This is a genomic window from Paraburkholderia translucens, assembly GCF_020881035.1.
In the GTDB taxonomy this organism is placed as follows: Bacteria; Pseudomonadota; Gammaproteobacteria; order Burkholderiales; family Burkholderiaceae; genus Paraburkholderia; species Paraburkholderia translucens.
The window spans coordinates 69,046-81,085 of sequence record NZ_JAJITC010000013.1 but is presented as its reverse complement, the minus strand read 5'-3'; the positions used below and the strand labels follow the sequence as shown (position 1 = coordinate 81,085).

Sequence of the window (12,040 nt, the reverse complement as noted above, 5' to 3'; positions counted from 1 at the left end):
GCGGCTCACGCGTGTTCCTCCAGTTCGCCGGCTTCGAACTGCGCCTTGGTCCGGCGGCGCTGCACTTTGCCGCTCGATGTCCGCGGCAAGCTGCCCGCCTGCACGATCGCCACGTGACCAACCTGCAGGCCCGCGCATTCGGCGACCTTCTGCGCGATCGCACGCCGCAGCGCCGCGGCCTCGGCCGCCTTGCCCTCGGCACAGACAACCAGCATCTCGTCGCCGTCGCGCATCACGCTGAACGCGATGACCCCGCGGCTTTGCACGCTCGGCAACTCGGCCACCGCCCATTCGATGTCCTGCGGATAGTGGTTCGCGCCGTGAATCACGATCAGATCCTTGCTGCGGCCGCAGATATAGAGCTGGCCGCCCGCGACGTAGCCGAGGTCGCCGGTCTGGAGCCAGCCGTCACGGTACGCGGCGGCGGTCGCGCTGGGCTCGCCGTAATAGCCCGCGGTGATGCTGGGCCCGCGCGTGACGATTTCGCCGACGCAGCGTTCGGGCAATGTTCGCCCGGACTCGTCGACGATCCGCAGTTCGTGTCCGGGAAACGGATGACCGCAGCCGACCAGTTCGATCGAGCGCAATCCGCTATCGCGCGTGGCCGGTATGGCTCGACCGAGCCCCAGCGTCGACGCGTAGACCACGTCGGTGACGATCGGCTGGCCGTGGTCGTGAAACGTGATCGCGAGTGTCGCCTCGGCCATGCCGTAGCACGGCAGCAGCGCTTCGGCGCGAAAACCGGCCGGCTCGAAGCGCGCGCAGAAGTCACGCAACGCTTGCGCGTTGATCGGCTCGGCACCGCAGCCGGCCACGCGCAACGGGCGCAGGTCCAGCCCTTCGAGGTCCTTGTCGCGGGTACGGCGCGCGGCGAGCGCGTACGCAAAGTTCGGCGCGAAGCTGATCGTGCCGCCGTACTTCGTGATCGCCTCCATCCACAGGCCGGGGCGGCGCACGAACGCTTCGGTGGCCAGCAGCACGCTAGGCAAGTCGCAGATGAGCGCGCCGAGCACGCTGATGAGCCCCATGTCGTGGTGCAGCGGCAGCCAGCTGACATAGACATCGTCTTTGCGCAGATCGATGCCTCGCGGGCCGAGGAACGCTGTCGCATTCGCAACCAGATTGCGGTGCGTGACCATCACGCCTTTCGGCAGCGAAGTGCTGCCAGAGGTGTATTGCAGGAAGCACAGGTCATCGGGATGCACCGTGGGCAGATCGCAGGCGGGCGGCTCGCCGTTGACCAGCGCTTCAACGGTCACGATGCGTTCGAGGCCGGTGTCGGCGGCCAGCACATCCTCGATGGCCGCTTTGGCCGAGTCCGACGTGAGCAGTATCCGCGCGCCCGCCGAGCGCACGATGTGACTCACGGTTTCGGCGTAGCGCGTGCGGGTCTTGAAGTTGAGACTGCCGCGAGGAAAGATCGGCACCGGCACGAGGCCGGCGAACGATGCGCCGAGGAAGCTCAGGATGAACGCTTCCGGGTCGAGGATCACGAGTGCGATGCGCTCGCCTTTGTTCAGACCGAGTGCGGCGAGGCTCCTCGCGCGCTTGCGCGCTTCGCGCTCGAGCGCCTCGTAAGGATAGAAGTGCTCGTCGCCGTGCGTGGAGACAAAGCGGAGACCGCGAGCGTCGCCGCGCGGCAGCGCTGAAACGGCATCGACTAGCGTCTGGTCCATGTTGACGGCTCCCCGGTCATGTCATCGAGCTTCAGTGATCGAGCGACGCGACGGGCGCCCAGTCGCGGATCGGCTGCAGGCGGCGGCGCAGCAGTGCGATCACCTCGTCGTCGCTGCGAACGGGCGCGCCCGGCAGACGCACGAAATGCGTCGCGAGCTTGCGATGCTGGCGCGTGACGAGCAGCAGCCAGATCTGCGCGATGTCGATGCGATCGAAAACGACCGCGTCCTCGCGGCCGTACTTCTCGAGGTTCGCGGCGAATTCCTTGGTGAGTTCGCTGTAGTGCGTCCCTTTGCGGACGTGGTGGTAGATGTGATACCCGGCGTTGAAGACCCGTGCATTGAAACGCGAGTCGATCGTATTGGTGCTGCTCGTGTACGGGTTGTCGGGATGGTCGGGATCGATGAACGCGTGCTGGACCCAGTTGCCGATCATCATCATCAGCCGCACGAACACGAACGGGAACACGAACACGACGAGCGTCGCTCGCAGGTTCCAATACGCGGCTGCGGCAATCGCCGCGTAGAACGCGACCTCGCCCGCGAGCAGTTGCCGGATCAGCTTCGTATTGCGCGAGCGCCACAGATAGACGGTGAGTTCGAGCGGGACCAGCGCGGCGAAGCGCAGGTAGTAGCGCAGAAAGCCGCTCAAGCTATCGCGCTGAAACGGCATCGTGGAGCTCAGATCGCGCGGCAGGTTGTCGTCGATGTGATGCATGCCCATGTGATGGACATAGAAAGTGCCCGGCGTCTGACCGAAGAACGGGCACAGCACCCAGTCGAGCAGGATCTGGCACGCCCGGTATTCCTTCCTGAAGAGCCGCCGATGCAGCGTGCAGTGGTAGCTCATCGTGAAGCGATCGCCGAATGCGTTCCAGACGAGCACATACGCAACGCCCAGCCACCACGGAAAACGGCCGAGACCATACAGCACGGCCGCGGCGGGGATGAACAGCAACGCGCACTGGATGTAAAGCCACAGATGCGGCAGGTCGCGACGATCGTTGAGCAGGCGGTACATGGCAATTTCCTTCAGGGGCGATTTCAAAGGTCAACGGGCAGGCAGTTCATCTGAGGTCGGCTCGGGCAGTTCGATCACGCCGCTATGGCCATCGACCTTCAACTGCATTCCCGAATGCACGCGCGTGGTGAGGCCGGGAATCTGGACGACGGTCGGAATGCCGATCTCGCGGGCGACGATCGCGGCATGGGTCAGCGGACTGCCGCGCTCGATCAGGAGGCCGGTCGCCGCCGCGAATACCGGCACCCAGCCGGGGTCGGTCCGATAGGTGACAAGGATGCCGCCGTCGAACTCGTTGGCCTCGCGCACGACCTTCGCCGGCCCTTCGGCGAAGCCCGGCGAGCAGGGCGTGCCGCGCAGCGTCGCGCCGGCCGCGTGGTCAGGCGCCGCGTGCAGCGCGGCGAGATTCGCCGGCTTGCTGAGCCATGCCGCAACAGGGCCATGTGTGACGAAGCGCGGCGGCAGGTCATCCATGTCGCGCCAGACCGCATCGTCGCGCTTGCGCTGCTCGACGAGCGGGCGCAATTCGCGGTGAGAGACGGTGCCTTCGAAGCACCCCCGGATTTCTTCGAGGCGCAGATGGAAGATGTCGCGGCCGGTCGCCAGCACGCCGTCGCGGGCGAGACCTTCGCCGATCGCGCGAAACATGCGGCGCGCGACGCCGAATGCGCGCGAACGGCAAAAGCGCACGGTCTCGCGCGCCCGGATCGCGGCGCGCACGCGGCTGCGCGCGCGCGCAAAAATCCAGCGCTGCAGCGGGTCGAGCCGCTCACGCAACAAGGCGTCGATGCGCGCTTCCGTGGCCGTACGATCGATCGATACGGCTCCCTGCGCGAGCGAAGCCTTCAACATATCGAACAGCACGCCAGGGTCTTCGCGCAGGTCGGGCTCTTCGAGCTTCAGTTCGTTCTTGCTGCGGTATGCGAAGTCGGCGAGGTAGCGCTCGATCTCGGCGACGATCTCAGGTGCGCCGCACTCGCGCAGCGCCGCATACGCAACGGCTGACGGCGTGGTGCGGATCAGCGCTTCGATCTGGGGTTTGGCCCGCACGGCCTGCGCAATCGCGGCGAGCCTGCGGACCGGCTCGATGGACTCGATGCCGTCCATGCCCCCGACGACCGCCACTTCGAGCCAGTCGGGCGCATCAGGCATCCACCGTTTGATCAGGCGCCGCACGACGCCGTAACTCAGACCGATCGCCGACTCGAGCACGATCATCATGCCCCAGCGCGCGAGCAGAGCCTGCTCGAAGCGGCGATAGTGCGCATAGACGGCGTCGGCGGGAAGCGAGCGATAGTCGAGCGCGTTGTACTCGTCGTAGACCGGATAAAAGTACGCGCGAAAGTGCTCGACGTTGCGCTCCAGACGCGCGAAGTGCCATGCGAACTTCGCGCCGCTCGATGCGCGGATGCAGGCGAGTGCGGCGCGCGAGCCGGCCTTGTACGGCGTGATCAGCGCGGCGCAGCTTGCAAGATCGAGCGGCTCGCCGACACCCATCTGGACTTCCATCATCTTGCGCCCGAGGCTCTGAAACGGCGCGAGCCCGGAGAGCTTGTACCAGTGCAGCAGGTTGTAGTACACGCGCCCGTTGAGGAACGCGAGCGTCGAGCCGAGAAAGCCATCCATCTCGCGCCGCTGCTTGTGCGGAATCGCGAGCAGCCGGCAGAACTCGCGGAACACCTGTGCATAGACGTGCTGCGCGAATGTGAACGTCAGTTGCGTCGTCACGCCGGGATAGTTCTCGACGATGTTGGAGTTGTCCCACAGCTGGAAGTCGCCCGACCGTGGCGAGACCGCGGCGACGGGCGTAGTCACCGGGCGCGCCTGCAAGATCCACAGCTGGTTCTGTGCGATACACCATTCGATGTCGAGCGGCTCGCCGAGCGTGTTTTCGAGCGTGCGGGCCGTCGCAACGATGCGCTCGATATCGTCGCTGGAAAGGGCCGCTTGATCGCGCTGCTCGGCCGGTACTTCGCTGATGCGGCCGCCGTCATGACGTTCGCGCTTTTCGCCGATCACTAGCTGCTTGATCTGTCCGCTGTGGCAGTCCACGGTGATCGTGTCTGCGTCCACTGCGCCCGACACGAGTCCCTCGCCGAGCCCGTAGACGGCGCTCAGCACGAATTCGTCGCGGTTGCCGTTCGCCGGGTTGATCGTGAATACGACGCCGCTCGTGTCGGCCTGAACGAGGCGCTGCAGGATCACGGCCATGCCGGCGCCGGCGATATCGAGTCCGTGCTGATGCCGGTAGCGCAGCGAGCGCTCCGACCAGGCAGAAGCCCAGCACCGGCGCACGTGCTCGAGCGTGGAGTCGAGACCGCGTACGTCGAGGAACGTGTCGAACTGGCCGGCGAACGAGAAGCTCGCGCTGTCCTCTTCGACGCCCGACGAGCGCACCGCGAGCGGCCCTTCTCCGATGCTCTCGTACGCGCGTGCGATGTCGGCGCGCAACGCGGCGCTCATGTCGCATGTCAGCACAGCCTCGCGGATCGTGCTTGCGATCGCGGCGGCGTTCGCGGGCGTGAAGTCGCGCAGCAGCGCGGCGATGGTCCGATCGAGGCCCGCTTCGCGGCGGAAATCCGCAAAGCAATCGGTACCGAGGATCGCCCAGTGCGGTACCGCTACGCCGAGGTTCGCCAGCCGATGCAGCGATCTGCCCTTGTTACCGGCCAGCCGTTCGATGGTGCTGGCCGGACTCGCCGCGGTGAGAATCACGCGTGGCGATGCTGCCGGGGAGGCGCTGCCTCTTGCGGCGTGACCCTCGTGGGTCGCGCGTGCGCGCGTCAGGGTGTCGACATTCATTGCGGTCCCCGTTTCAGGTGCTCGCCGACGCGAGCAGATCCCGGGCTTCCTCGGCGGTGCCACGTCCGCCGTGAGCGGTCTGCGGGAAGCGCGCGTGCAGATGCGCGCCGAGGTTGATCCAGTCGTAGGCGGCGTGGATCGTTCCACGCCAACCGGACGCCGTATCGAAGCTCGCCGGAAATTGCGGATCGCCGCCGAGGTTGCGCAGACGCTGCGCGAGTTCATCGGCCAGCGCGACGTAGCGCTTGGCATCGCGTGCCGATTCGATCGAACACTGTTCGAGTTCCCGGATGCCGTCGATCAGCGCCGCATCGAGCGGCAGCAACCGGATCGCGTCGAGCGTCGCTTCTTCCATCGTCGATTGCGGGGTCACGCCGTGCGCCCCGAGCGTGACCATGCAGGCGGTCTGCATCATCCGTTGCAGCGCGTATTCGAGCACCTTCCATTGGCCGCGCTGGAGTGCGCCTTGGGCGTCCTCGCGCGCGTTCTCCAGACCGATGTTGGCCCAGATCATCTCGAGACCTGCTTCGGCGAAGCGCCCTGCGGGCATCGGCAGCAACTGCGCGCCGGTCGCGCGGCCGGCCGCGAGGCGCGCGCCGTCGATCGAGATCAGCGGCGCGCGGGACACCGGCGTCGAAGTCGCCTGCTGCCGCGCGTGGATTTCTCCGCCGCCCTTCCAGCGCAGGCTCACGAGCCCCAACCTGCTGAACTCGGCGATCAGCGCGCGGTGGCGGCTCGTGGCCTGCGCGTCGCCACGGCTGGCGAGAGCAGTGCATGGCGTGTCGAAGGTGATCGAACGCCAGGCCTTGGCGGCTTCCTCGCCGAGCACAAACACGTCGCTGCCTCGCAGCACATGGACCCGTTCGCCGATCTGCCAGGTCGTCGTGTTTTTGCCGGGACCGATCAGCACGTTGTCGGCCACGAGGTTCACGCCGTTGACGCCGAACTCACGGATCAGCGCGACGCCCGCCGCGAGCAGCCCGCTTTCGGTGCCATGCTCGCGCGGCGCGTGCAACAGGTTCCAGAGACGGCTGGCGCGGCCCGCGTCGACGGCCGCGCGTTCGAGTTGCAGCGACAGCCATTTCGGGCTCATGTAGCACTCGCCGAGCCGCGCTACGTGACTCTTCGCCGCATGAAACGCGGCGGTCCTGATCCAGGCGCGTGCGTAGTCGGGCTCCCCCAGCGCGAACATCGCCACCGCATAGCGGCCGCTGTGGCGCGCGAAATCCTCGAACCACAGCGCCACCGCCTCGCAGAGCGCCTCGCGGCCGAGCACGGCTTGCAGCGTCCCGATCAGCTTCGGGTTGTCGATCGGCAGCGCGCCGATAAAGCGCTGACAACGCTCGAGCAGATTCCACGACAGCCGGGCGACCGCGCGACGGCCTTTGCCGAGCGCTTCGCGAACCTGCGCGAGTTCGCGGCGCAGGCGCGCCGGACTCAGCAACCTCACTTCGACGCGGCGGCCATCGATGAACAGGATGTACGGCATCGTCGCGGGCTCGATCCCGCTATCGACGATCGCGACGAAGTCGACATCGGAGCGCTCGTTACCGAAGCCTTCGGCGATCGAGCCTTCGAGAAAGACGGCGCACGGTGCCCGTTGTTCGAACTGGGCGCCTAGCGCGGCCCGCGATTTTTGCCAGAGGTCCTTGAGCATCGGATCGGTCATCAACATGGTGAGGTTTCCTGAGCGTCAAGCCGTGCGCGGCACGAAGTAGCCCGCCGCGATTCCATAACGAAAGATCCTGCGCAGCAGCGTTTTTCCGGTCGCGCGAGGCAAGGCCGGCAGAATGGCGGCGGTCGCGTCGCGTGCGAAGCGCACCTGGCGCGTCAGGTACGACTCGTAGAGCTTGACGACCTCGTCGTAGTAGCGCCGCTCCAGCGGTTTCATCACGGCGGCGTCGAACACATGCCGCGGCACGTAGCGAGGCACGTGAAACGATGGAAACTCCGCGCATACGTCGTTGATTTCGCGCAGCGTCGTGGGCGTGCCCGAGGTCAGATGCAGCGTGCGTCCGCGCACGAGCGGAAACTTCGCGAGCGCCTCGACGACGCAGTCCGCGACCCAGTCGATCGGCACGATGTTCAGCGTCGCGCCGTAGTCGCCGGGCATCGTGCGCACGAGTCCCGCGGCTGTCAGACGCACCACCGTGTAGAGCGTGTCGAACTTGCGGATCACGCCGCTCGCCGAGTCGCCGACGATGATCGACGGACGCAGAATCGCCGCCGGCAGACCGCTGCGCATCGCCGCTCGTACCGACTGTTCCGCGCGGTACTTGCTCTGCTCGTACGGATTGCCCAGACGTTGGCCGAGTTCGAGATCGTCTTCGCTGAATATGCCGGGGCGCTCGCCGCAGACATAGGCGGTGCTCACATAGAGCAGGGGAACCGGCGCGTCGCCGCCGCGTTGCGCGAACTCGACGATGCGCTCCGTGCCGCGAAAGTTGATTGCCTCGTAGACCTCGGGCTTGCGTCCGAAACTGGTCAGCGCGGCACAGTGGACGATCGCGAGCGTCGCCGCGCGCAGTGCATCGTAGGTGTGCGGATCGAGCCCGAGGCCGGGTTCAGCGACGTCGCCTTGCACGCATGCGAGGGTTCCGGCAGCTGGCGTTCGACCGAGGTACGGCGTTGCCGCGAGCGGCGTGCCGTCGTTGCGGACCACCGGTCCGGCGGAGCGCAGAAAGGCGACGACCGGATATCCCATTGCGGTCAACCGGGCGATCACTTCAGCGCCCAGCAAACCTCGCGCCCCGGTGACGAGAACGTGCTTGTTCATGGTGAGTGACGATCCAGGGTTGCGGGTCATGTGAGGAGCAGCGCGGCCAGCAGTCCAAGCTGAACGGCGACGACGAAGCGGGTGCCGGCCCAGCGTGGCCGTCCCGGTCTGCTCGCGGGGCCCGGCCAGCGCGCGTTGAGCCAGACGAGCCATGCGAGTGGCAGCGCCGCGGCATAGATCGAGTACGTTTGCGACAGGCCCGCCAGGCGCGCGAGCGCTACGTTGGTGCCGAGCGCCAGAATCAGGAAGGCATTCAGTGCGGCCCGGATTCCTCGTACCGGGAGGTGATAGGGCTGCAGTGCCGTGGTGCCAACCTTGCGCGAGAACTTCCAGAATTCGTAGCCGGTCCACAGCGAACCCGCGACGCACACGACGACGTAGAAGCTCAGGTCGCGCTGAGCCGTGTCGCGCCAGAAGAAATAGCCGTACATGAAGATGGCGAATGGCGCGCCCTCGAAAGCGGGTAAGCAGAGCAGCGGGCGGGCCGGGAACAGCCGCTTGAAAACGAACGGAGCGGCGAAGGCCAGGACGGTGGCGGCAGCGGCGGCGGGCAACGCATGCTTCATTCCGGTGTTCAGCACAACGAGCAAATTCGCTGCTGCCGCGAGGCCGGCGACGAGGCGTGCGCGCCGTGCCGCGCGTCGCCTCGCCAGCGCGTGCCCGCCGGGATAGTCGCGGTCGAGGTCGTCGAGGTCGTCGATCAGGCGAAGCTGGACGAACAGCAGGAAGAATGACGCAAGGCCGGCCAGTACACGCCAGCATGGTTCGACGGGGACTCCAGCTATGCGTCCGTACAGCAGAAGCGAGCAGGCAAACGCGCCGGCGATCGGCGCCGCCTCGCACGCCAGCGGAATGCGGCCGAGCGTGTTGCGCAGAGCGCCTGCCGCAGCGGCAAGCCGATCACGCCCGGCAGGCGAGCCGGCCAGCGAAAGGCGCGGGCTCATGTGCGCATCCCCTCGTCGGCGGTCACAAGGACCGTGGCGTGCTCGATGCATAGGTCCACCAGCGATCCGACCGTGAAATGCGCTTCGCCGCATGCTTCGCTCAATGCTTCCAGCGGCAGACGCTCGATGCCGAACGCCTGCTCGATTGCGACCACCGCTTCGACGAGCGACAGCGAGTCGAGGCCAAGATCGGCGATGAGCGAACTATCGAGGCGAATCTCGGCACCGAAGTCGCGCTGATGTTCGCGGCACACGCCAAGAAGTTGTGTGCGTACGATTTCGAACACGCTGTTTCGCGTCGAAGCGTTTTTCGGTGTGGTGGCCATGCTCGGGTCCTTTCTGTTCAAGCAATGCTCGACGCGGCGTAGCGCCACGGCAGCGTCTGGCCGCCGGCCAGGATACCCTGCGGGTGGGCGAGCGCGAGCGGCTCGATCGCGAGTTCGGAGCGGACGGCTTCGAGTGGCCGCTGCAATGCTTCTTCCCACCGGTACGCAAGGGGAATGCGCGCGTGCTTGCCACGCAGCCACGCGCGGCGCAGAAAACGGTGAACCCAGAAGTTTGGCCACCAGGGCGCGGTCAACGCGGTGCCGAGCAGTCCCACGATGCGCGCCCGCATCGGTTCAAGGCCGCAGTCGAACGCGAGAAGCGAGGTCTCGCCGGCCCAGTCCTGGCCATAGCCCGTGAGCACGTGCAGCAGGTCATGAATGCAGCCGCTGCGCTCGATGAACCACTGCCGGTCCGGGCCGGGGAGGATTTCTTCGAGGCCCGCGGCCAGCCGGCTCGCCTGGAGCAGACCATCGGCGCTGTAGCCGCTGTGCTCCATCATCGTCATGTAGGCGCGGCCGAACGAGCCCCGCGGCAAGCGGCGCAGCGTGGCGGAGTCGGCGAGCGTCGCGAGCAGTGACGGCTGCTCGGAAAGCAGCGGGCCCGCGCCCGGCTCGCAAAGAAAACGCTGGTACATCGTCTCCATCTGGCCGCCGTCGAGCGCGATCATCACTTCGTAGGCATGCTGAATATCGTCGACGTTCGCCCTCAGCGCCTTGATCGCCCGCAAGGCGCGCGGCCAGTCGATGTGGCGTCGCGCCAGCGTGTTGTTCCTCAGGGTTGCTGTCATCTGCGGCTCCCGTCAAAGATCATGAGGGCGAGTCACGAATGGCGATCGACCGATGCCACTCGATTCGGATTCGGATACGGATACGGCAAAGAGGAATCGTGCTGAGACGGCCACTGCCTGCGGATGCTTTTTGCAGGGTTCATGCCAGTCATCCGTCGGCGGCACGGAAGTTCTCCTCTACCCCTGCAATGACGAAATGGAGTGGCCGGATCTCAAAAGGCGGGCGCGGATTCAGGTGGGGTCCGCGACGTGGCGAGACAGGTTTGGGAAGACCGTCGCGCCGTCTCGATGTCGGTGCCGGGCCAACACGCGAAGAGAAGCTGTTGGTCGCAGGTCGACTGTGGGAGGTTGAATGCCGGCCAGGTCGCACGCCAACGTGCGAACGTCTAAACGTGCGGATGTATCGCACTGCCTTTTGAAATCTGACTCTCTGCCTGCGTCCTTGCATCGGACGAGGACTCACTGCGTGCTGCAAAGGAATGCCTGGCACGAACCGTGCGCGAGGAGCGCGAACGATGGATGGCGGCGGCGCACCGTGTCCGCGGAACGTTTGGCTCACGAATGGCTGAGGGGATGGAGGTGGAGCAATGAATCAGGCGTGGAAGGCAAAGGCGGGGCAGTTCCTGCCGGGAGCGAATCTGACTGTGTTGCCGCACTGGGAGCGCGACGCGGTACCGAGCTACGGTCGTGCCGAGGTCTCGGTGCCGGGGCGCCTTCATTTCGCCGTATTCGACTTCATGCAGATGGCGCCTGGTTTCGGCGGCGGCGGACTCGGTGTGTCGACGAGCACGGTCGGACACCGGATCACCGTCACGAAGACAGCGAACGGCGAGGGCGGCTGCGACGTGCCGAGCGGGCGGCACATGCTCGAGTTGTTCAAGCGAACCGTTGGCTACGCACGCGACGACATCCGCGTCGATCGGGTGCGCAGCATTCAGCACAAGCACAGCGGCTTCGGCTCGAATGTCTCGTTCAACACCGCGACGCTTGCCGGTTTGAATGCCTTGTTCGGCTCACCGTTTTCGCCTCATGACATGTGGGAAATGATCACCCGCAACTACGTGGAGAACGCGAAGGATGACGAGCACGTGTATTTCGGCCTCGAGACCGGCGTCGGCGAAGCGTGCCTGTTTTTCGGCGGGTTGGTCTGGGTCGACGAGAAGCACGGCAACGGCCGTTTCCTCGGCAATCTGAGTTCGGAAAACCTGTGGGTGACCACCGCCGTCGGCAACTACGACACGCTATCGACCGAAGCGCTGCGTGCTCACGGCGAAGGCGCGGACATGTCCGGCACCACCGAGGCGGGCTTCGTGCCGACGCATTTCGTCGAGTGGCAGAAGCGCTACGGCCTCGCGTGGCGCAACTTCATCGAAACGAAACTGCGGCCGGCACTGCATCGCAACGACCTCTTCGCGTTTCTGAAGCACGGCTGGGAGCTCAACAGCATGAGCAACATGAAGGTGCTCGAAGGCATTTTCCGGACTGACGTGATGCGTGAGTTCGACGAGACGATGCAACGCGAGGGCGCCGTGTACGCGGGGATGAGCAGCGCGGGCCCGGGCTTCTATGCATTCTCCGATTGCGAGGACAAGGCGCGGCACCTCGCAGCGGTGATGATGCATGGCTTCAGTGAGTTCATGAGCGAGACGACGGTGGCCCGCGCGGGCCAGAAAATGTCCATCGACGTCGCCGTCTAGCAGCGCGCTT

At 66.0% G+C, this 12,040-nt stretch carries 9 protein-coding genes; 1 reads left to right on the top strand and 8 read right to left on the bottom strand.

From position 1 onward, the window contains the following. Positions 1-5: 5 nt before the first annotated feature. The 8 genes from LJ655_RS22280 to LJ655_RS22245 are packed head-to-tail and all read right to left on the bottom strand — an operon-like array spanning position 6 to position 10,333. A complete protein-coding gene (locus LJ655_RS22280) occupies positions 6-1,676 on the bottom strand; it encodes a fatty acyl-AMP ligase (protein WP_230563389.1) in 1,671 nt (556 codons plus the stop codon). Between the two features lie 31 nt (positions 1,677-1,707). Continuing rightward, positions 1,708-2,697 (bottom strand): fatty acid desaturase, encoded by a 990-nt coding sequence (locus LJ655_RS22275; protein ID WP_230563388.1) that lies wholly within the window; start codon positions 2,695-2,697, stop codon positions 1,708-1,710. A 30-nt stretch (positions 2,698-2,727) separates the two neighbouring features. Beyond that, positions 2,728-5,499 (bottom strand): phosphoenolpyruvate synthase, encoded by a 2,772-nt coding sequence (locus LJ655_RS22270; RefSeq protein ID WP_230563387.1) that lies wholly within the window; start codon positions 5,497-5,499, stop codon positions 2,728-2,730. Between the two features lie 13 nt (positions 5,500-5,512). After that, positions 5,513-7,174: a nucleotidyltransferase domain-containing protein gene (locus tag LJ655_RS22265; RefSeq protein ID WP_230563386.1), complete on the bottom strand. Its 1,662-nt coding sequence runs from the start codon at positions 7,172-7,174 to the stop codon at positions 5,513-5,515. Between the two features lie 18 nt (positions 7,175-7,192). Continuing rightward, on the bottom strand, positions 7,193-8,275 hold the full coding sequence (locus LJ655_RS22260; RefSeq protein ID WP_230563385.1) for an SDR family oxidoreductase: 1,083 nt from the start codon (positions 8,273-8,275) through the stop codon (positions 7,193-7,195). Between the two features lie 26 nt (positions 8,276-8,301). Beyond that, on the bottom strand, positions 8,302-9,219 hold the full coding sequence (locus LJ655_RS22255) for a hypothetical protein (protein WP_230563384.1): 918 nt from the start codon (positions 9,217-9,219) through the stop codon (positions 8,302-8,304). Continuing rightward, complete coding sequence (locus LJ655_RS22250) at positions 9,216-9,545, bottom strand: acyl carrier protein (RefSeq protein WP_230563383.1); 330 nt, start codon at positions 9,543-9,545, stop codon at positions 9,216-9,218. The genes LJ655_RS22255 and LJ655_RS22250 overlap by 4 nt, the downstream gene beginning before the upstream one ends. A 17-nt stretch (positions 9,546-9,562) precedes the next feature. Further along, on the bottom strand, positions 9,563-10,333 hold the full coding sequence (locus tag LJ655_RS22245) for a ubiquinone biosynthesis protein COQ4 (protein WP_230563382.1): 771 nt from the start codon (positions 10,331-10,333) through the stop codon (positions 9,563-9,565). Positions 10,334-10,920: 587 nt separating this feature from the next. On the opposite strand from LJ655_RS22245, the gene LJ655_RS22240 reads away from it, so the two are divergent. Continuing rightward, positions 10,921-12,030, top strand: coding sequence for a hypothetical protein (locus tag LJ655_RS22240; protein WP_230563381.1), 1,110 nt, complete (start codon positions 10,921-10,923; stop codon positions 12,028-12,030). Positions 12,031-12,040 lie beyond the last annotated feature (10 nt).

Excerpts from the sequence above, each read along its gene's own strand:
- LJ655_RS22280 (WP_230563389.1), bottom strand. The coding sequence starts at position 1,676 with ATGGACCAGACGCTAGTCGATGCCGTTTCAGCGCTGCCGCGCGGCGAC.
- LJ655_RS22275 (WP_230563388.1), bottom strand. The coding sequence starts at position 2,697 with ATGTACCGCCTGCTCAACGATCGTCGCGACCTGCCGCATCTGTGGCTT.
- LJ655_RS22270 (WP_230563387.1), bottom strand. The coding sequence starts at position 5,499 with ATGAATGTCGACACCCTGACGCGCGCACGCGCGACCCACGAGGGTCAC.
- LJ655_RS22265 (WP_230563386.1), bottom strand. The coding sequence starts at position 7,174 with ATGTTGATGACCGATCCGATGCTCAAGGACCTCTGGCAAAAATCGCGG.
- LJ655_RS22260 (WP_230563385.1), bottom strand. The coding sequence starts at position 8,275 with ATGAACAAGCACGTTCTCGTCACCGGGGCGCGAGGTTTGCTGGGCGCT.
- LJ655_RS22255 (WP_230563384.1), bottom strand. The coding sequence starts at position 9,219 with ATGAGCCCGCGCCTTTCGCTGGCCGGCTCGCCTGCCGGGCGTGATCGG.
- LJ655_RS22250 (WP_230563383.1), bottom strand. The coding sequence starts at position 9,545 with ATGGCCACCACACCGAAAAACGCTTCGACGCGAAACAGCGTGTTCGAA.
- LJ655_RS22245 (WP_230563382.1), bottom strand. The coding sequence starts at position 10,333 with ATGACAGCAACCCTGAGGAACAACACGCTGGCGCGACGCCACATCGAC.
- LJ655_RS22240 (WP_230563381.1), top strand. The coding sequence starts at position 10,921 with ATGAATCAGGCGTGGAAGGCAAAGGCGGGGCAGTTCCTGCCGGGAGCG.